Annotated in this window: 19 protein-coding genes; 11 read left to right on the top strand and 8 right to left on the bottom strand. The window is 65.1% G+C overall.

Translation table 11 applies throughout. The annotated features are described in order from the left end of the window. From fabG to mltG, 4 genes are all read left to right on the top strand, one after another. Positions 1 to 741, top strand: coding sequence for a 3-oxoacyl-[acyl-carrier-protein] reductase (gene fabG, locus AC1MLZ_RS17730; protein WP_132897676.1), 741 nt, complete (start codon positions 1 to 3; stop codon positions 739 to 741). 77 nt (positions 742 to 818) lie between these two features. Next, complete coding sequence (locus AC1MLZ_RS17735; protein WP_031393971.1) at positions 819 to 1,055, top strand: acyl carrier protein; 237 nt, start codon at positions 819 to 821, stop codon at positions 1,053 to 1,055. Positions 1,056 to 1,176: 121 nt separating this feature from the next. After that, positions 1,177 to 2,442 (top strand): beta-ketoacyl-ACP synthase II, encoded by a 1,266-nt coding sequence (gene fabF / locus AC1MLZ_RS17740; protein ID WP_480959632.1) that lies wholly within the window; start codon positions 1,177 to 1,179, stop codon positions 2,440 to 2,442. A 67-nt stretch (positions 2,443 to 2,509) separates the two neighbouring features. Next, positions 2,510 to 3,478 (top strand): endolytic transglycosylase MltG, encoded by a 969-nt coding sequence (mltG, locus tag AC1MLZ_RS17745; RefSeq protein ID WP_480959633.1) that lies wholly within the window; start codon positions 2,510 to 2,512, stop codon positions 3,476 to 3,478. A 196-nt stretch (positions 3,479 to 3,674) separates the two neighbouring features. Here mltG and eda read toward each other — a convergent pair whose 3' ends face one another. From eda to AC1MLZ_RS17785, 8 genes are all read right to left on the bottom strand, one after another. Continuing rightward, the gene (eda, locus tag AC1MLZ_RS17750; RefSeq protein WP_130324238.1) at positions 3,675 to 4,283 is read right to left on the bottom strand and encodes a bifunctional 4-hydroxy-2-oxoglutarate aldolase/2-dehydro-3-deoxy-phosphogluconate aldolase; all 609 of its coding nucleotides are present in this window, start codon (positions 4,281 to 4,283) and stop codon (positions 3,675 to 3,677) included. Then, positions 4,280 to 5,248 (bottom strand): glucokinase, encoded by a 969-nt coding sequence (gene glk, locus AC1MLZ_RS17755; RefSeq protein WP_480959634.1) that lies wholly within the window; start codon positions 5,246 to 5,248, stop codon positions 4,280 to 4,282. Before glk ends, eda begins: the two co-directional genes overlap by 4 nt. A gap of 121 nt (positions 5,249 to 5,369) precedes the next feature. Beyond that, positions 5,370 to 7,190, bottom strand: coding sequence for a phosphogluconate dehydratase (gene edd, locus AC1MLZ_RS17760; RefSeq protein ID WP_480959635.1), 1,821 nt, complete (start codon positions 7,188 to 7,190; stop codon positions 5,370 to 5,372). Then, entirely contained in the window at positions 7,187 to 7,891 is a 705-nt protein-coding gene (gene pgl, locus AC1MLZ_RS17765; protein ID WP_132739130.1) for a 6-phosphogluconolactonase, read from the bottom strand. Before pgl ends, edd begins: the two co-directional genes overlap by 4 nt. Positions 7,892 to 7,994: 103 nt before the next feature. Further along, a complete protein-coding gene (gene zwf / locus AC1MLZ_RS17770; RefSeq protein WP_480959636.1) occupies positions 7,995 to 9,458 on the bottom strand; it encodes a glucose-6-phosphate dehydrogenase in 1,464 nt (487 codons plus the stop codon). 24 nt (positions 9,459 to 9,482) lie between these two features. Beyond that, positions 9,483 to 10,406 carry an N-acetyl-gamma-glutamyl-phosphate reductase gene (argC, locus tag AC1MLZ_RS17775; RefSeq protein WP_480959637.1) on the bottom strand — a complete coding sequence of 308 codons (924 nt, stop codon included), beginning with the start codon at positions 10,404 to 10,406 and terminating at the stop codon, positions 9,483 to 9,485. After that, positions 10,403 to 10,738, bottom strand: coding sequence for an SH3 domain-containing protein (locus tag AC1MLZ_RS17780; protein WP_480959638.1), 336 nt, complete (start codon positions 10,736 to 10,738; stop codon positions 10,403 to 10,405). The genes argC and AC1MLZ_RS17780 overlap by 4 nt, the downstream gene beginning before the upstream one ends. A 22-nt stretch (positions 10,739 to 10,760) precedes the next feature. Then, positions 10,761 to 11,105, bottom strand: coding sequence for a MarR family transcriptional regulator (locus tag AC1MLZ_RS17785; protein WP_480961601.1), 345 nt, complete (start codon positions 11,103 to 11,105; stop codon positions 10,761 to 10,763). Between the two features lie 246 nt (positions 11,106 to 11,351). Here AC1MLZ_RS17785 and secG point away from each other — a divergent pair, with 246 nt between their 5' ends. The 7 genes from secG (at position 11,352) to AC1MLZ_RS17820 (ending at position 19,846) form a co-directional block, all read left to right on the top strand. Next, complete coding sequence (secG, locus tag AC1MLZ_RS17790; RefSeq protein ID WP_480959639.1) at positions 11,352 to 11,750, top strand: preprotein translocase subunit SecG; 399 nt, start codon at positions 11,352 to 11,354, stop codon at positions 11,748 to 11,750. An 84-nt stretch (positions 11,751 to 11,834) separates the two neighbouring features. Beyond that, positions 11,835 to 13,469, top strand: coding sequence for a CTP synthase (locus AC1MLZ_RS17795; RefSeq protein ID WP_480959640.1), 1,635 nt, complete (start codon positions 11,835 to 11,837; stop codon positions 13,467 to 13,469). A 231-nt stretch (positions 13,470 to 13,700) separates the two neighbouring features. Continuing rightward, complete coding sequence (locus AC1MLZ_RS17800; RefSeq protein ID WP_480959641.1) at positions 13,701 to 16,163, top strand: TonB-dependent receptor; 2,463 nt, start codon at positions 13,701 to 13,703, stop codon at positions 16,161 to 16,163. A gap of 207 nt (positions 16,164 to 16,370) precedes the next feature. Continuing rightward, a complete protein-coding gene (locus tag AC1MLZ_RS17805; RefSeq protein ID WP_480959642.1) occupies positions 16,371 to 16,805 on the top strand; it encodes a hypothetical protein in 435 nt (144 codons plus the stop codon). 48 nt (positions 16,806 to 16,853) lie between these two features. Beyond that, positions 16,854 to 17,714 carry a 3-methyl-2-oxobutanoate hydroxymethyltransferase gene (gene panB, locus AC1MLZ_RS17810; protein WP_480959643.1) on the top strand — a complete coding sequence of 287 codons (861 nt, stop codon included), beginning with the start codon at positions 16,854 to 16,856 and terminating at the stop codon, positions 17,712 to 17,714. A 72-nt stretch (positions 17,715 to 17,786) separates the two neighbouring features. Further along, positions 17,787 to 18,527, top strand: coding sequence for a tetratricopeptide repeat protein (locus AC1MLZ_RS17815; RefSeq protein ID WP_480959644.1), 741 nt, complete (start codon positions 17,787 to 17,789; stop codon positions 18,525 to 18,527). Then, the gene (locus tag AC1MLZ_RS17820; RefSeq protein ID WP_480959645.1) at positions 18,524 to 19,846 is read left to right on the top strand and encodes an outer membrane protein assembly factor BamB family protein; all 1,323 of its coding nucleotides are present in this window, start codon (positions 18,524 to 18,526) and stop codon (positions 19,844 to 19,846) included. Before AC1MLZ_RS17815 ends, AC1MLZ_RS17820 begins: the two co-directional genes overlap by 4 nt. Positions 19,847 to 19,870 lie beyond the last annotated feature (24 nt).

Genomic DNA, 19,870 nt, shown 5'->3' on the forward strand with positions numbered 1-19,870 from the left:
ATGTTCGACCTCACAGGCATGACCGCCCTCGTCACCGGCGCATCCGGCGGGATCGGGTCCGAGATCGCCAAGGCCCTAGCCGCCCAAGGCGCGCGCCTAGCCGTGTCCGGCTCCAACGCCGACAAGCTCGAAGCCTTCCGCGCCAGCCTCGGCGGTGACCACGTCGCGCTCCCCTGCAACCTCTCCGACGCAGCCGCCGTCGACGCGCTCGTCCCGCAAGCCGTCGAAGCACTCGGCGGCAAGCTCGACATCCTCGTCAACAACGCCGGTGTCACGCGCGACAATCTCGCGATGCGGATGAAGGACGACGAGTGGGACAGCGTCATCCGCGTCAACCTCGAAGCCGCGTTCCGCCTCATGCGCGCCGCCGCCAAGCCGATGATGAAGGCACGCTTCGGGCGGATGATCTCGGTAACCTCGATCGTCGGCGTCACCGGCAATCCCGGCCAAGCGAACTACGCCGCGTCGAAGGCGGGCCTGATCGGCATGTCGAAATCGATGGCGCAGGAACTCGCCAGCCGCGGCATCACCGTCAATTGTGTCGCGCCCGGCTTCATCACCTCGCCGATGACCGATGCGCTGCCCGAGGCGCAGAAGACCGCGCTCACCACGAAGATTCCCGCCGGCCGCCTCGGCGAAGGTGCAGACATCGGCGCGGCGATCGTGTACCTCGCAAGCCGTGAAGCCGGTTACGTCACGGGACAAACCGTGCACGTGAACGGCGGGATGGCGATGATCTGAACTTGCGCGCTGAACTGCCGCGTTCTAGGTGCGTTCAGGAAATACCGAAAACCCCCAGATTTGAAGAGGGAACTACCATGAGCGAGACCGCTGACCGCGTGAAGAAAATCGTCGTCGAGCATCTCGGCGTCGAAGCCGACAAGGTGACCGAGGACGCGAGCTTCATCGACGACCTGGGTGCCGACAGCCTCGACATTGTCGAACTCGTCATGGCATTCGAAGAGGAATTCGGTGTCGAGATCCCCGATGACGCCGCCGAGAAGATCGCGACCGTCAAGGATGCGATCACCTACATCGACGAGCACAAGGCCTGATCAGGGTCTAGGGTTCAAACCTTTGGACCTGCCCTGAAGGGTATGATTTGAGCGGCTCCCCGTCCTTGGGCAAAGAGGGCGGGGAGCCGTTTCGTTATGAGAGCAGACGGAGTTTGAAGCCATGCGGCGTGTCGTCGTAACCGGGCTAGGCCTGGTCACCCCCCTGGGGGCGGATGTTGAAACGGCCTGGGCGAATATCCTTGCCGGCAAATCGGGCGCGGGCCCGATCACGCATTTCGACGCGTCCGAATATGTCTGTCGGATCGCCTGCGAAGTGAAGCCGGCGACCCATGAATACGGTTTCGATCCGGGCAAGCGGGTGGATCACAAAGTCCAGCGCCAGGTCGATCCTTTCATCATCTTCGGCATCGATGCCGCCGGCCAGGCGCTCGAAGACGCAGGCCTGCTCGACATGACCGTCGAGGAGAGCTGGCGTGCGGGTGTGTCGATCGGCTCGGGCATCGGCGGCCTGCCGGGCATCGAAAGCGAATCGATCGTACTGCACACCAAGGGCCCGCGCAAAGTCTCGCCGCACTTCGTCCATGGTCGCCTGATCAATCTGATCTCGGGTCAGGTGTCGATCAAATACGGCCTGCGCGGTCCGAATCACGCGGTCGTCACCGCCTGTTCGACCGGCGCGCACGCGATCGGCGATGCCGCGCGGATGATCGCGATGGACGACGCGGACGTGATGCTCGCGGGCGGCGCGGAAGGCACGATCTGCCCACTCGGCATCGCCGGGTTCGCACAGGCGCGCGCGCTGTCGACCAACTTCAATGATTCGCCGGAGAAAGCCTCGCGCCCGTACGACAAGGATCGCGACGGCTTCGTGATGGGCGAGGGCGCCGGCGTGCTGGTGCTCGAAGAATATGAGCACGCCAAGGCACGCGGCGCGAAGATCTATGCCGAGGTGATCGGTTACGGCCTGTCGGGCGACGCGTATCACGTGACCGCGCCGCACCCCGAAGGCGACGGCGCGTTCCGGTCGATGCAGATGGCGATCAAGAAGTCAGGCCTCAAGCTCGAGGATATCGACTACATCAACGCACACGGCACCTCGACACCTTTGGGTGACGAACTGGAACTCGGTGCGGTGCGCCGCCTGTTTGGCGATGCGATTTCGGGTCTGTCGATGTCGTCGACCAAGTCGGCGATCGGGCATCTGCTCGGCGGTGCCGGCGCGGTCGAGAGCATCTTCTGCATCCTCGCGATGCGCGACCAGATCGTCCCGCCGACGCTCAACCTCGACAATCCGAGCGACAGCTGCGTGGGCGTCGACCTCGTGCCCCACGTGGCAAAGAAGCGTGAAGTCCGCGCGGTGCTGAACAACTCGTTCGGCTTCGGCGGCACGAATGCCTCGCTGGTAATGACGCGAGTCCAGGAATAGTTTGTTCCCCCGCGAAGGCGGGGGGCCAGACTGGGCTCCCGCCTTCGCGGGAGAACAAGAGGTAGTAATGCGCAAGGTCGGCTGTTTCGGATTCGTCATCGGCCTCGCGGCAATTGTCGCGCTGTTCCTCGTCGTACAGGGTTGGGGTGGCGCCGGCCCAGCGCCGCGCGCGCTGGCGGCCCAGGTTCCCCAAGGCGCAAGTCTGGCCGCCGCGGCGGTCGAACTTGAAAAGGCGGGCGCAATCCGGTCCGCCACCCGGTTTCGCCTCTACGCGCGTGTCTTCGGCTCGGGCGATCCGATCAAGGCGGGCGAATACCAGATCCCAGCGCATGCGAGCCAGTCCGACATCCTGAAACTCATGCAGGGCGGCAAGGTCGTCCAGCGGCTGGTCGTCGTACCCGAAGGCTATCCCTCGGTCCTCGTCCACGACGCGCTGATGAAGGCGGAGGGGCTCACCGGCGATGTGTCGATCCCCGCGGAAGGCACGATCCTGCCCGACAGCTATGCCTTCGAGCGCGGCGACACGCGGGCAGCGGTGGTGGCGCAGATGCAGTCGGCGATGAAGGCGTATCTCGCCAAGGCTTGGGCGGCGCGCAAACCCGGTATCGCGGTGAGCACGCCCGAACAGGCGATCATCCTCGCCTCGATCGTCGAGAAAGAAACCGGCAAGCCGTCCGAGCGCCGCACCGTCGCCGCGGTCTACGGCAACCGCCTCCGGGGCGGCATACCCCTCCAGGCCGACCCAACCGTGATCTACCCGATCACCAAGGGCCGCCCGCTAGGCCGCCGCATCCTGCGGTCGGAACTGCACGCAAAGAACGGTTACAACACCTATGCGAGCCCCGGCCTGCCGGTCGGACCGATCGCCAACCCGGGCCGCGCCTCGATCGACGCGGTGCTGGACCCGGCCCAGACCAAGGCGCTGTATTTCGTCGCGGACGGCACCGGAGGCCACGTGTTCGCGAATACGCTGGCCGAACACAACGCCAACGTGAAGAAATGGTACGCGATCCGCAAAGCCCGCGGCGAGATGTAATCGTCAGCTTGAATCTCGGTTCGGCGCATTCAGGCCTGGGGCGCCAAAGCCACTCCGTCACCCCGGACTAGTTCCGGGGTCCACGGTTCCGCACAACCAATTCTATCGATTTTGCGGCACCGTGGATGCCGGAACGCGCCCGGCATGACGGGGTGGGTGGAACGGGCCGCCTAACCGGTGGGCCGTCCTCTTCGCGTCATCCCCGCAGAGCGTTCGCCGCCCGAGCCTTGATCTCGATCTCCGCCATCGTGCCGCCGGTCACCCAGCTGCCCCCCACGCAGAGCACCGGCTTGAACGCCAGCCACTCGGGCGCGCTCGCCTCGGTAATTCCGCCGGTCGGGCAGAAGCTGCACTGATAGAACGGTGCCGCGAGAGCCTTAAGCGCCTTCAATCCACCATTCGCCTCGGCCGGAAAGAACTTGAAATGCGTCAGCCCGAGGTCGAGCCCGGTCATGATGTCGGCCGCGTTGGCGATCCCCGGCAGGAACGGAATGCCGCTCTCGATGATCGGCATGGCGAGGCGTTCGGTCAGCCCCGGCGAGACGATGAACTCGGCCCCCGCATCGCGGACCTGTGCAAACTGCTGCGTGTTGACGACGGTGCCCGCACCGACGATCGCGCCCGGCACCTTCTTCATCTCGGCGATGGCCTCAAGCGCGGCGCCCGTGCGCAACGTCACTTCGAGCACGCGCAGACCACCGGCGACGAGCGCCTCGGCAAGCGGGCGGGCGAGCGCCGCGTCTTCGATCACCAGTACCGGGATGACGGCGCTGGTCTGCATGATGTCTGCGATAGTGACGGTCATTGGGTGTGTTCCTGTGCGAAGGCCGCCGCGGCGCCGAACAGGCCGGGCTGGGGATGGGTGATGAGCTTGACGGGCATCGCCGCCATCATGCCCTGGAAGCGACCCTTGGAGACGAACCGCTGGTCGAAGCCCGAGCGGATCAGGCGGTCCTTGATACGGAAGCCGAGCCCGCCCGCGATCACGACCGCCTTGGCGCCCTGTGCAAGCGCGAGATCGCCCGCGACCGCGCCGAGCGCGAGGCAGAACCGGTCGAGCGCAGCCAGCGCGATCGAATCGGTGCCGTCGATCGCCTCGGTCCAGATCGTCTTGTCGTCATGGCTCGGCACCGCGCGACCTTCCAAAGCGGCGAGCGTCTCGTAGATCGCGACGATGCCCGGCCCCGCGACGACCCGCTCGGCCGAGACGCGCGTGAACGTCTTGCGCAACCGCTTCAGCAGAGCGTCCTCGATCCCGTCGAGCGGCGCGAAGTCCATGTGCCCCCCCTCGGTCTCGAGCACCTGATACCCGTTCTTGCGCCGCAGCAACTGCGCGACGCCGAGCCCAGTGCCGGGGCCGCAGATCGTCGTAATGCCTTCGGAGGGCAGCGGCGTATCGGGCCCGCACAGGTGTATGAAGTCGCTGCTCGGCACTTGCGCGACGGCATGGCCGACCGCGCCGAAATCGTTGACGACCACCCACTGGTCGGCCTTCAGGCGCTCGGTGATCAGCGACTTGCGGATGATCCAGGGGTTGTTGGTAAGCCTGATGACGTCGTTCGCGACCGGCGACGCAACCGCGATCGCCAGCGCACGGGGTAGGGGACGGCCGAGCCCCGCCTCGAACGCCTGGTACGCGGTCTGGAGCGAAGCGTGGTCCGCGGTCTTCAGCGTCACCGGTTCGCCAAGCGACACGACGCGGCCGTTCTCGACCTCGGCGATCGCAAAGCGGGCGTGCGTTCCGCCGATATCTGCCGCTACGATTTCCATGCTAGGTTTCCTCTCCCACCCGTCATGCCGGGCTTGTTCCGGCATCCACGGTGCCGCGAATTCTACTGCCGATGCCTATGCGGAACGGTGGACCCCGGAACAAGTCCGGGGTGACGGGGCGTTAAAGCCCAGCCCCAGCCAGCATAGCCGATGCGCCCTTTTCTGCCTCGTCCGCCAGCCCGCGAAACATGCCGAACAACTCGCGGCCCATGCCGCTCACCGGTGGCGGAACCGCGACCATCTCGCGAGTCGCCCACACATCCGCATCGACCAGCGCTTCCAGCCTGCCGTTGACCGCGTCCACCCGGATCATGTCGCCATCGCGGATCAACCCGATCGCGCCATCGAGCAGCGCCTCGGGCGAGCAATGGATCGCGCAAGGCACTTTCCCGCTCGCACCCGACATCCGCCCATCGGTGACCAGCGCCACCTTGAATCCACGATTCTGCAACACCCCAAGCGGAGGGGTCAGCTTGTGCAACTCCGGCATGCCATTGGCCCGCGGCCCCTGGAAACGCACGACCACGACGACGTCCTTCTCCAGTTCGCCACGTTTGAACGCCTCGATCACGTCGAGCTGATCGTCGAACACCATCGCCGGGGCCTCGACGATCCAGCGCTCGCGCTCAACAGCGGACACCTTGATGCACGCACGGCCGATATTGCCCGCGAGGATCCGCATCCCGCCATCCGGCGAGAACGGCGCAGTGGCAGGGCGGAGGATCGTCTCGTCGCCGCTGTCCGGCGTATCGCGCCAGCCGAGTGTGTCGCCTTCGACGACCGCGGTCTTCGCGTACGCCGACAGGTCCTCGCCGCCGATCGTCATGATATCGCCGTGCAACAACCCTTCGCCGAGCAGTTCGCGGATCACATAGGGCATGCCCCCCGCCGCCTCGAACGCGTTCACGTCGGCCGAGCCGTTGGGATACACGCGCGCGATCAGCGGGACCGCGCAGGAAAGACGGTCGAAATCCTCCCAGTCGATGATGATCCCCGCCGCGCGAGCAATCGCCGGCACGTGGAGCAGATGGTTGGTCGAGCCACCGGTCGCGAGCAAACCGACCGCGGCGTTCACGATCGCCTTCTCGTCGACGCAATGCCCGAGCGGCCGATACGAATCGCCCCGCGCGCCGATCCTCGCCAACCGGTGCACCGCTGCCCGCGTCAGTTCCTGGCGTAGCTTGGTGCCCGGATTAACGAACGCCGCGCCCGGCATGTGGAGGCCCATGACCTCCATCATCATCTGGTTGGTGTTCGCCGTGCCGTAGAAGGTGCACGTGCCCTTCGAATGATAGGCACCGATCTCGGCTTCCAGCAGTTCCTCGCGCGCGACCAGTCCCTCCGCAAACTTCTCGCGGACCGCCGCCTTGGCCTTGTTGGGAAGGCCGGTCGGCATCGGACCGCCGGGAATCAGCACCATCGGCAAATGCCCGAACCGCAGCGCGCCCATCAGCAGGCCGGGCACGATCTTGTCGCAGATGCCGAGTAGCGCCGCACCCTCGAATGTCCCGTGCGACAAGGCAATCGCCGTGCTCAACGCGATCGTGTCGCGGCTGAACAGCGACAATTCCATGCCCGGATAGCCCTGCGTCACGCCGTCGCACATCGCCGGTACGCCGCCTGCGACCTGTGCGGTCGCGCCAACCTCGCGAGCCCAAACCTTCATCAGCTCCGGGTATCGATAGTAGACGGCGTGTGCGGAAAGCATGTCGTTATACGCGGTGACGATGCCGATGTTCATGCCGGCATCGGCCTTCATCGCGTCGCGGTCCTCCTCGGTCCCGGCATAGGCGTGTGCGAGATTCGCGCAGCCCAGTCCGGGGCGCCGGACCTGCGCCGCCGCCTCGCGCTCGATCAGCGCGAGGTAGGCGGCGCGGCTGTCGCGAGACCGTTCGATGATCCGGTCGGTAACTGCGGAGACGACGGCGTTCAGCACGGTCACGGCGCCCAGTGCACGTCGACCGGCAGCTCGACCTCGGCCAGCACGCGGCCGATCGGGTAGGACGACGACGGCCCCTGTTCGATCGCCTGCTCGAGAACCTTCTTCTTTGCGTCGCCGGTGATCATGATCATCAGCGCCTTGGACGAAGCGATCGCCGCAGCCGACAACGTCACACGCGCCAGCGGCGCCTCGGGCGGCAGCGGGTCGGGCATCACGCCGAGCGCACGGCGTTCCTTGGGACCGCTCAGCGCCTCGTCGTAATCGGGACCGGGGAAGATCGACGCGGTATGCCCGTCGCCGCCCATGCCGAGCAGGCAGAAGTCGAGCGGCCAGTGCAGGTCCTGCATCAGCGCATCCGCCGAGCGGCCCGCCGCCTTGTAGTCCGACATCGCCTCGGGAACGATCGGCTTTACGCGCGCGCCCTTGGGCAGGAAGATCTTCGCCAGCGCGGTCACGTTCGACAACGGATCGCCGAGCTTCACGATACGCTCGTCGCCTGGGATGATCGTGACCTTCTTCCAGTCGAGCTTCGCCTGGGCGAGCTTCTCATATGCAGCGAACGGCGTCTTGCCGCCTGCCAGCGCGATCACCGCCGAGCCGCGCGCGTCGAGCGCGCTCTCGATGACGAACTGAATATCGCCCGCGACTGCGTTGGCGAGCTCGTCGGAATCCTCGTAATCCCACCATTCGATTTCGGTCATATATCAATCCATTCGTCATGCCGGACTTGTTCCGGCATCCACTTATCCAAATTCACCGCGCTCATGTTGCACGGTGGACCCCGGAACAAGCCCGGGGTGACGGTTAGTCGTCCTGCCAGGTCACCCCGTCACGCTCGGTCAGCGCGATCGCCGCAGACGGACCCCAGCTACCCGAGGCATAGCTTTTGGGCTTCATCCCGTTCGCCTTCCAGCCTTCGCGGATGGCGTCGATCCAGGTCCATTGCGCCTCGACCTCGTCACGGCGCACGAACAGCGTCTGGTCGCCCTCGATCAGGTCGAGCAGCAGCCGCTCATACGCGATCCGCCGACGCGAGCCCGCAAACTCCGCATCCATGCTCAGGTTCAGCGGCACTTCGCGCAGACGGACGCCCTCGCGATCGAGGCCCGGCTCCTTCGCCATCACCAGCAGCTGGATATATTCCTCCGGCTGCAGGCGGATGATCAGCATGTTGGGCTGTAGCAATCCACCACGCCCGGCGAACATCGAATGCGGCACCGCCTTGAACTGGATCGCGATCTCGCTGCGGCGGGTCGCCATGCGCTTGCCGGTGCGCAGGTAGAACGGCACGCCCTGCCAGCGCCAATTGTCGACATGCGCCTTGATCGCGACGAACGTCTCGGTCGTCGAAGGCTGGCCCAGCTCGTCGGAGTAGCTCTTGACGAACTTCCCCTTCACCGCGCCCTCGCCATACTGGCCAGTCACCGTGACGTGCGGCACCTCCTCGGGCTTGATGAGCCGCAACGATCGGAAAACCTTCGACTTCTCGTCGCGGACATCGGTGCCCTCGAAGCGCGCCGGCGGCTCCATCGCGATCAGCGCGAGAAGTTGCAGCATGTGGTTGGCGACCATGTCGCGCAGCGCACCCGCAGTCTCGTAATAGCCCGCGCGTTCCTCCAGCCCGACCGTCTCCGAGATTGTGATCTGGACGTTGTCGATCCCCTGCGCGTTCCAGACGGGCTCGAAGAACGAGTTGCCGAAGCGCAGCGCGAGGATGTTCTGGACGGTTTCCTTGCCGAGATAATGATCGATCCGGTAGGTCCGATCCTCTGGAAAAGCCTTCGCCACCGAGTCGTTGATCTCACGGCTCGTCTCCAGGTCGTAGCCAAGCGGCTTCTCAAGCCCGACCCGCACCGTCTCGCCGGCGAGACCGACCTTGTGCAGCCCCTCGATCGCGGCCTCGAACAGCGATGGCGCGGTCGACAGGTAGATCGCCAGACCTCCCGAGATATCGCCGATCTTGTCCGCCAGCGGCTGGAACGCGGCCGGGTCCGACAGGTCGGTCGCCTGATAGAAAAGCCGGTCGAGGAACGTCCCGAGCGCGCTCTCATCCTTGCGGTCTTCGGGCAGGAACTCGTCGAGCGCCTTCTTGGCGAACTTGCGGTAATCCTCGTCGTCATGCTCATGACGCGCGGCGCCGGTGATCGTCAGTTCCTCGGGCAGCAGACCGTCGGCGTGCAAGCCATAAAGCGACGGCAGCAGCATGCGCTGTGCGAGATCGCCGGTCGCGCCGAACAGGAGCAGCTTGGCTACGGGATTACGGTGCATGAAAGCTCCTGAAACTAGCCGGTTCTAAAAAACCAGGCCGGCGACCGGGTCGACCCCGGCCATGATGTTGAGGTTCTGGACCGCAGCGCCGCCGGCACCCTTGCCCAGATTGTCGAGCGTCGCGACCAGCCGTGCATGGCCGACCGCGTCGTTGCCGCAGACCCGCAGCGTCAGCCGGTCGGTCCCCGCATTCTCCTCGATATCGATCGAGCCGAGATCGCCGGGCGCTACCGAGACCAGCGTCGAGCCGTCGAACGCAGCGCGCAGGACGTCCTCGATCGCCGCGAGACTTGGGCGGCCGGGCAGGGCGTGGAGATGCAGCGGCACCTCGACGACCATGCCGCGATAGGCATTGGCCACTGCGGGCGCGAATATCGGCGCGTGGGTCAGGCCGGCATGCTGCGTCATCTCGGCAATGTGCTTGTGGGCAAGGCCGAGCGCGTAGGCGCGGAAGGCGGTCGTCGCGCCACCGGCCTCGAACTCGGCGATCATCGCCTTGCCGCCGCCCGAATAGCCCGAGGTCGCATTGATGCTCAGCGGCAGGTCGGCGGGGATCAGCCCAGCGGAGACCAGCGGCGCGACGAGCGCGAGGAAGCCGGTAGGATAACAGCCCGGGTTCGCGACCCGAGCGGCGCTCGCAATCTTTTCGGCCTGACCCGGCAGTTCGGGGAAGCCGTAGGTCCAGCCCGTAGCGACGCGGTGCGCGCTCGACGCGTCGATCACGCGGGTACGCGAATTGTCGATCAGGGCCACCGCCTCGCGTGCCGCGTCGTCGGGCAGGCAGAGGATGACGAAATCGGCATCGTTCAAGGCCTCGCGCCGTGCCGCCGGATCCTTGCGGCGATCCTCAGGCAGCAACGAGATCGAGATATCGCTCCGTCCGGCAAGCCGCTCGCGGATTTCGAGGCCGGTCGTGCCGACGGCGCCATCGATGAAGACGCTGGTCATGCCACGACGTCCGCTGGCAGATCGGCCGGCAAATCGAGCGCCGTAGCCTCGACATAGCCGACCAGGCCGCTTGGCCGCGCGACGCCCCATGCGGAAACGCCAGCAATCTCCAACACTTCGAAACTGTCGCCGGGGTTGAGGTCGACCATCGTATCGCTCGCTTCGTCTCGTCCACTGCGCAACAAAGCTGTGCGCGCGACGGCCCGTATCATCGGCACGGCATAGTGTGGAGCGAATACGTATTCGGCCAACCGAATGTCGGCGATATCGCGCCGAACCGCATGCGTGCGCGGGTCCAGATCCACCGAACGGCCCGTCAGCGAGAAACTCATGCGGGCCTTGTCGTCGAATGGCTCAAGCGTGAGCGGGGGTAAGGCCGTTTGAGCCGGCGCCAGCATCGTTGGGGGCGGGGCCGTCGCCGATGAATTGCCCGAACTCTTCAAGAAAATCTGCCCCTTCGGTCGTGCGCGCGACGAAGATGTTGCGCTTGTCGCTGTCGTCGCGTTGCCGGCGCAGATAGCCGAGGGCACCCAATCTGTTCAAGGCGCGCGTGACGACGGGCTTCGATACGTTCAGCGCACGGGCGAGGCCGCGCACCGTATGCGGCCCAGGTTTGAGATAAACCAGCAGGAGCAATGCCATCTGACGATTGGTCAGATCGGGTTCGCCCGAGCGGACATAATCCACCAGAGCGGTCATCCAGGTCGATAAGGTATTGGCTGCCATTGATGCCACAGCGTTGATCCGCCATCTGAATTTATATGCACGATACCCAGTCATGAGCGTCATTACGGGTTCATAACGCTGCCCGGACGCCATGTTTCCGTAGTTTTGCGATTGGCTTGCGATATGCGGAGCCAGCGCCGCGGTCGATCGCCCGGTTGATCGAAACCGCGACGTCGCCTATGTGCGCGCCTTCGCAAAAGTTCCGGGGTTTTCCGCGCAATGTTCGCCTTTCTGCTCGTCATCCACGCGATCATCGCGGCCGCCCTCGTCACGGTGATCCTCATGCAGCGCTCGGAAGGCGGCGGTCTGGGCATGGGCGGCAGTCCCTCGGGGCTGATGTCGGCACGCGGTGCTGCCGATTTCCTGACGCGTGCAACAGGCGTTCTCGGGACGATGTTCGTCTTGTTCTCGATCCTGCTCGCGGTGCTGGCGGCGAATCATCGCACCACCACGATCGACACCTCGCTCGCCCGCACTCCGGCGGCAGCAGCGTCTTCGGTTCCGACTGCTGCACCCAAGGGTGACGCAGCGCCGTTCGCCGGTGGCGGTGAAAACGCCGGCGTTCCCGCTGGTACCACGGCTCCGGCCGATAACGGCGCGGTCCCGCTAGCCAACTAAACACTCCATTCGCCGATTAATGCGCCCCGCGTGATCCGCGGGCGCTTGTCGTTCGTCCCCAACACACGCTACGAGACTCTTCCCATGGCTCGGTACATTTTCATAACCGGGGGCGTGGTTTCGTCGCTCGGTAAAGGTCTCATGGCGGCATCGCTTGCCGCTCTCCTCCAGGCACGCGGGTATACCGTCAGGATTCGGAAGTTCGATCCGTATCTGAACGTCGATCCCGGCACGATGTCGCCGTATCAGCACGGCGAGGTGTACGTCACCGACGACGGCGCCGAGACCGATCTCGACCTTGGCCATTACGAACGCTTCACCGGCGTTCCCTCGCGCCAGTCGGACAATGTCACCTCGGGCCGCATCTATCAGCAGATCATCACGCGCGAGCGTCGCGGTGATTATCTCGGCGCCACGGTGCAGGTCATCCCGCACGTCACCGACGCGATCAAGGCGTTCGCCCGTGCCGAGACCGACGGCATCGATTTCGTGCTCTGCGAGATCGGCGGCACTGTCGGCGATATCGAATCGCTGCCGTTCATCGAAGCGATTCGCCAGCTCAAGAACGAGGAAGGTCGCGGCAACGCGATCAGCATCCACGTCACGCTGGTGCCGTACATCGCCGCCGCCGGCGAACTGAAGACCAAGCCGACCCAGCATTCGGTCCGCGAACTGGCGGCCTTGGGCGTGCAACCCGACGTCCTCGTCTGCCGCTGTGAACACCCGCTGCCGCCGTCGGAGCGCGCCAAGATCGCGCTGTTCTGCAACGTCCCCGCCAGCGCGGTCATCCCAGCGCTCGACGCGAAAAGCATCTACGCGGTGCCGCTCCAGTATCACGGCGAAGGCCTCGACATCGAAGTGCTTCGCGCATTCGGGATCGAACCCGCCGAAGCGCCCGACCTGTCGCGCTGGGCCGAGATCATGGACCGGCTGACCAACCCTCAGGGCGAAGTCACGATCGGCGTGGTCGGCAAATATGTCGGCCTCCAAGACGCGTACAAGTCGCTCAACGAGGCACTGGTCCACGGCGGCATCGCAAATCGCGTGAAGGTCAACGTCCGCTGGATCGACGCCGAGCTGTTCGAGAACGCCGAGAGCGACATCGCCGGCCAGCTCGAACCCTGTGACGCGATCCTCGTCCCCGGCGCGTTCGGTGAGCGTGGCGCAGAGGGCAAGATTGCGTCCGTGAAGTTCGCGCGTGAGCGGAAGATCCCGTATTTCGGCATCTGCTTTGGCATGCAGATGGCCTGCGTCGAGGGCGCACGCCATCTCGCTGGTATCCCCAATGCCTCGTCGACCGAGTTCGGCCCGACCGACGAACCGGTGGTCGGCATGATCACCGAATGGATGGGCCGCGAAGGCCTCGAAACACGTGCCGCGGAAGGCGACATGGGCGGCACGATGCGGCTCGGCGCGTACGACGCGAAGCTCGACGGCAACAGCGTCGTGGCGTCGATCTATGGCGGCACCGACATCTCGGAACGCCATCGTCACCGCTACGAGGTCAACACGGGGTACAAGGAAGCCTTGGAGCAAGGCGGTCTTGTCTTCTCCGGCATGTCCCCGGATGGCACGTTGCCGGAAATTGTCGAACGCCCCGACCACCCTTGGTTCGTCGGTGTCCAGTTCCACCCCGAACTGAAGTCCAAGCCGTTCGATCCGCATCCCCTGTTCGCCAGCTTCATCCAAGCCGCGGTCAAGCAGAGCCGCCTGTTCTGACGGCCTACGTCATGCCGGGCTTGTTCCGGCATCCACCGTTCCGCGCAATCGAGAGACGTGAGTTTGCGGCGCCGTGGACCCCGGAACGAGCCCGGGGTGACGAAGTGGTTGGATGATGCTCCACTCTCGGGAGCACCAAACAAGCCGCGCTTTCCATCACCCAAGACATGCTCGCATTGAATGTCCCCCGGATTAGTAGAGTTTACGCTCGAAGTTCTGGGGGAATCAAGAATGTCGCTTACGCTCGCGCTGCTGCTCGCCGGTCATGCCGTTACGCCGACGGCCGTATCGGACCCAACGCCCCCCGTGGCGAAGCCGATCGCAGACGAGCCGAAAGCCGAACCCGACGCCGATCAGAATAGCGGCGATATCCTGGTCACCGCGCGCCGCCGTGCGGAGAACGTGCAGCAGGTGCCGGTCGCGATCTCGGTGACCAGCGGCAAGACGCTCGAGGCGCAGGGCATCTACAACATCAACCGGCTGACCCAGCTCCAGCCGACGTTGCAATTCTATTCGACCAACCCGCGCAACACTTTCATCAACATTCGCGGCATCGGTGCGCCGTTCGGGCTGACCAACGACGGGTTCGAGCAGGGCGTCGGCATCTATATCGACCAGGTCTATTACAATCGGATCGCGTCGGCGACGCTCGACTTCGTCGATGTCGGGCGGATCGAGACGCTGCGCGGACCGCAGGGAACGCTGTACGGCAAGAACACGACCGCCGGCGCGATCAATATAACGACACGCGCGCCCAGCTTCGATTTCGAGGGCAAGGCGGAGATTTCGCTCGGCAACTACGGCTTCAAGCAGGGCAAGGCCTCGGTATCCGGTCCGATCACCAGCAATCTCGCGGCGCGCATCAGCGTGTCGAACACCGATCGCCGGGGCACGATCTACAATGTCGCCACGAACCAGCACGTCAATTCGCAGGACAATCTCGGCATTCGCGGATCGCTTCTCTGGAAGCCGACCGATACCCTGAACATCACGCTGTCGGGCGATTACAATCTTCAGAACCCGATCTGCTGCGTGCAGACCTATGCGCGGGTCGGCACGACCCAGCGTGCGCTCAACCGGCAATATGCCGCCCTGATCGCCCGGTTTCCGGGGTACCGCGTTCCCAGCACCGATCCGTTCGACCGCGTGACCGATCTCGACGCCGATATCGCTGCGCGCAACGAACATGGCGGTGCGTCGGCGCGTGTCGAATGGGATCTTGGGCCCGGCACGCTGACCTCGGTCACCGCGTGGCGCTATTGGGACTGGGGTCCGAAGAACGATCGCGATTTCACCGGCCTGCCGATCTACACCAGGGTCAACAACCCGACCAAGCAGGACCAGTACACGCAGGAACTCCGCTATAATTACGAGGGCGACCGCCTCAATTTCGTGCTCGGCGGGTTCGCGTTTAACCAGAAGATCCGCACCAGCGGGGTCCAGGAGACGGGGACGGCCGCCAGCGCCTGGCTGCTCGCACCGAGCAGTGCGCTGTCGAACAATCCGGCCGTACTTAACGGCGTCATCGCGACCAACGACATCCGGCTCGACAACACGAGCCTGGCAGCATTCGGCAAGCTGAACTGGAAGCTGACCGATCGCTTCACCGTCTCGCCGGGGATCCGCGTCAACTACGACAAGAAGAGCGGCTATTACGATTCGGTGGTGGTCGGCACCGCCTCGAACGGCACGCGCCAGATCGTCAGCAACGATCCGACCAGCCCGTCCTACACCGATCCTTGGACCGCAGCGCAACGCGGTGTGCAGGCCTCGCAATTCTTCGAAGTGCCCTACAGCGCCTGGAACCTCTCCTACGATCTCAACCTCGCTTACGAGGTCGCACGCGATATCAACGCGTATGCGACCTATGCGAAGTCGTTCAAGACGGGCGGCGTCAACCTGAACGGCGTGCCGAGCCAGGCGAACGGGCTTCCGCAGCTCGACGTTGCCGTTATCGAGCCGGAGAAGGTCGACCACTTCGAACTTGGTCTGAAGACGCAGTTCTGGGATCGCCGCGCGACGTTCAATCTCTCGGCGTTCTGGACCGAGATCAAGGACTTCCAGGCGAGCGTCATCAGCAACGTCAGCGGCAGCAACGTCCTGCGCGGCTACCTCGCCAACGCCGACAAGGTTCGCACGCGGGGCATCGAGGGCGATTTCTCGGTCCGCCCGAGCGACCGGTTCAGCGCGTACGTCAGCGGCGCGTTCACCGATGCCAAGTTCGTGAAGTTCACCAACGCGCCTTGCCCGCCCGAACTCGCCGGCGGCGGTACGGGCACGGCGGTCGGTGCCCCCGCGACGCCCGGCGCGAACAGCCCAGCGAACTGCGACGTCTCGGACAGCAGGCTGCCCGGCGTGTCGAAATGGGCGTTTTCCTGGGGCGGCGAATATAATCTGCCCGCCCAGGTCTTCGGCCGCGATGGGCAGGCCTATGCCGGCTACGACGCGAACTATCGCTCGAAATTCTCGTCCAACGCCTCGCGGTCGATCTACACCGACGTCGATGGCTATTCGATCCAGAACTTCCGCGCAGGATTCCGCACCCAGACGTTCGACATCTTCGGCTGGGTACGTAACGCCTTCGATCAGGACTATTTCGAATCGCTTGCTGTGACGCCGGGCAATACCGGGCTGATCTCCGCGCAATTGGGTGACCCGCAGACTTGGGGCGGTACGATCAAGTTTTCGTTCTGAATGCGCTAACCGCACGTTCATGTGAAAAGTGCATAGTCCATGAGCCGAAGCCGGATGGAGATCGAAGTCGGAAGCTCCCGATCTCTTTCCGGTCCGGCACGTATGTCCGAGTGGATCGGCGCGCGGCTCCGTCATCTTGTCGCTCTCTATTGCCGGAACGTCGCCGTGAGCGCACGCTCGCAGACCTGAAGTTTCAGGGGAGGCGGCATGTTCTTCGTACGACAGGGGCCGTTATGGTTCAGGATGACGACGGGGTTCCTCGTTCTGTGGGGACTCGTCGGATGCTTCATGTGCGTGCAACAGCTCAGGCTCGGCGCCGACGCCATGGGGCAGGCAAGCGCTTATGACCGCGCGCTCCATGCCGCGTTGCCGGACTGGTACGATCCGCTGTTCGCGCTCGCGGTCCTCACTGGCCTGGTCGGCGCGATCCTGCTGTTCATGCGGCGCGCTACCGCCCGTCCGTTCCTGATCGCCTCGCTGGTCGCGACGATCGCGCAGTTCGGCTGGCTGTTCGCCTCGACCGACATCGTCGCGCACAAGGGCGCAAGCGAGACGCTCGGCTTGCCCTTCGTGATCGTCGCGGTCGCCGCATTCACGCTCTGGCTCGTCGGCCATGCGCGACAGAAGGGCTGGGCGGTTTGATGCGCGCGACACTGGGCGAGCACCGACGCGCACGCTACTAGCGTTCCCATGTCCACGACCTACACCCTCGACACCGCGACGAGTCGCGCCAATCCGACCCCTGCGCCGCTCAAGCGACTGACGATCCCCACGATCCGTCGCCAGAAGGGCAAGACACCACTCGTCATGCTCACCGCCTACACCGTGCGAACGGCGCAGTTGCTTGATCCGCACTGCGACATGCTGCTCGTCGGCGACAGCCTGGGGCAGGTGATCTACGGGCTGCCCTCGACCGTCCCCGTCACGCTGGAGATGATGGCGGCGCATGGCGCGGCGGTGGTACGCGGCAGCTATCACGCGGTGGTCGTGATCGACATGCCGTTCGGCAGCTACGAGGCCTCGCCCGAAAAGGCGTTCGAGAGCGCGGCGTGGTTGCTGAAACAGACCGGAGCCGCGGCGGTAAAGCTCGAAGGCGGCACCGCGATGGCGCCTACCGTCAAGTTCCTGACGGAGCGCGGCATCCCGGTGATGGGCCATGTCGGCCTCACCCCGCAGGCGGTCAACGTGCTCGGCGGCTACGGTGCCCGCGGTCGCACGCCAGAGGAAGCCGCCAAGATCGTCGCCGACGCACAGAGCATCGCCGAAGCTGGCGCGTTCTCGCTCGTGATCGAGGGCGTGGTCGAGCCGATCGCGATCGAGATCACCAACACCATCGCCTGTCCGACGATAGGCATCGGTGCATCGGCCCGGTGCGACGGCCAAGTGCTGGTAACCGAGGACATGCTGGGGATGTTCGACCGCACGGCCAAGTTCGTGAAGCGGTTCGCGGACATTGCCGACACGATCTCGTCCGCGACGCAGACCTATGCCGACGACGTCCGATCGCGCGCGTTTCCGGGCGTCGAGCAGGTCTACGCACCCAAGGATTGATCCGCTTCCGTTTCGGTTCCGGCGCGGCTAAGGTCCGCGCCGCCCACCCCCTCACTATTTCCGGAGTATTCCTTGGCCCTCCCGCCGAAAACCGATCAAGCATTCCTGCGTGAGGTCGACGAAGAACTGCGACGCGACCAGCTCGCCGGGTTCTGGACGAACTGGGGCATCTGGGTCGGGGTCGCTATTGTCGCGGCACTCGCCGCACTAGCCGGTTTCCTCTACTGGCAGCATCACAATGGCGAGGCTGCCGGCGTCGAGGGCGAGCAGCTGCAGGCTGCCTACGACTCGCTCGGCGCGAACAACGCCGCAGCTGCCGCGAAGCCGCTCGCCGAACTCGCCAAGTCGAACCGCGACGGCTACCGCGCGCTCGCGCTGTTCACGCAGGCCGACGTCCTTCTTCAGAAGGATGATCTGAAAGGCGCCGCCGCCAAGCTCGGCGCGATTGCGGCGGATACGTCGCTGGCAAAGCCGTTCCGCGATCTCGCGCTGGTCCGCCAGACCTCGGCCGAGTTCGACACGCTGAAGCCGCAGGTCGTCGTCGAGCGCCTCCGCCCGCTGGCGGTGCCCGGTGGCGCATGGCTCGGCAGCGCAGGCGAGATGGTCGCGATCTCCTATCTCCGCATGAACCAGCGCCAGCAGGCGGGCACGCTGTTCGGCCAGATCGCGCGTGATACCGGCGTGCCCGAGACGATCCGTCAACGCGCGGTTCAGATGGCTGGCGTATTGGGTGTGGACGCTGCTGCCAGCACTGGAGCTACTGCCAGGGTGATCACCCCGGCCGCATCTAACGAGGATACCAAGGCGCAATGATGAAGACATATCGGGTGACGGTCGCCGTCGCCGCGCTGGTTGCACTCAGCGGTTGCGGGATTTTCAAGGGTAGCGTGAAGAAGACGCCGACCGTCGGTGACCGTGTGTCTATCCTCGTTTCCGAAAACGAGGTCGAGACCGACAAGACGATCGCCGACGTCCAGGTCCTGCTGCCGGCGCCCGCGGTCAACGACGCCTGGGCCCAGCCGGGCGGCAACCCCGCCAAGTCGATGGGCCAGCTCGCGCTCGGCGAACAGCCCAAGCGCGCGTGGCAGGCTTCGATCAATGGCGGTTCGAATCGAGAGCGGCTCGGCGCTGCGCCGGTAGTCGCCGACAACAAGCTGTTCGTGACCGACGTCACCGCGACCATCCACGCGTTCGCCGCCGACACCGGCGCGGCGCTTTGGAGTGCCGGGATCACCGAAGGCAAGCTCAACAAGACGGTCCGTTTCGGCGGTGGCGTCAGCTATGACGATGGCAAGCTCTATGCCACGGACGGAGTCGGCGATGTCGTTGCGATGAACGCAGCCGACGGCGCGATCCTTTGGCGTGCCAAGCCGGGCGGACCGCTCCGCGGTTCGCCGACGGTCGCCAATGGCGCGGTGTACGTCCTTACGCAGGACAACCAGGTCTTCTCGCTCAACCAGGCCGACGGCAAGGTCCAGTGGGTCCAGTCGGGCACGCTCGAAACGCAGGGCGTGTTCGGCGTCGCGGCACCCGCGGTCAGCCAGGGCACCGTGGTCGCCGGCTTCTCGAGCGGTGAACTCAGCGCATACCGTTACGAGAACGGTCGTATCCTGTGGCAGGACGCGCTGTCGCGCACTTCGGTCACCACGTCGGTATCCAGCCTGTCGGACATCGACGCGGCCCCGGTCATCGACGGCGGTCGCGTCTATGCGGTCGGGCAGGGTGGTCGCATGGTCGCGCTCGAACTGTCGACCGGCCAGCGCCTCTGGGAGCAGAACTTCGCCGGCATCTCGACGCCGTGGATCGCGGGCGAATGGCTGTTCGTCATCACTGACGACGCGCGCCTCGTCTGCCTGTCGCGTTCGAACGGCAAGGCCCGCTGGATCGCCCAGCTGCCGCGCTTCCAGAACGAGAAGAAGCGTAGCAACGCGATCACGTGGTTCGGCCCGATCCTGGCCGGCAACCGGTTGATCCTGACCAACTCGCGCGGCGAGATCAATTTCGTCTCGCCGACCGACGGCACGGTGAGTTCGACGATCGAGACGAAAACGCCGTTCTCGCTGCCCCCGATCGTGGCGAACTCGACGCTCTACACGCTCGACCAGAAGGGCAAGGTCACCGCCTACAGGTGACGTCGACTCCCTCTCCCCGCCGGG

The organism is Sphingomonas sp. PEI4 (assembly GCF_056679955.1).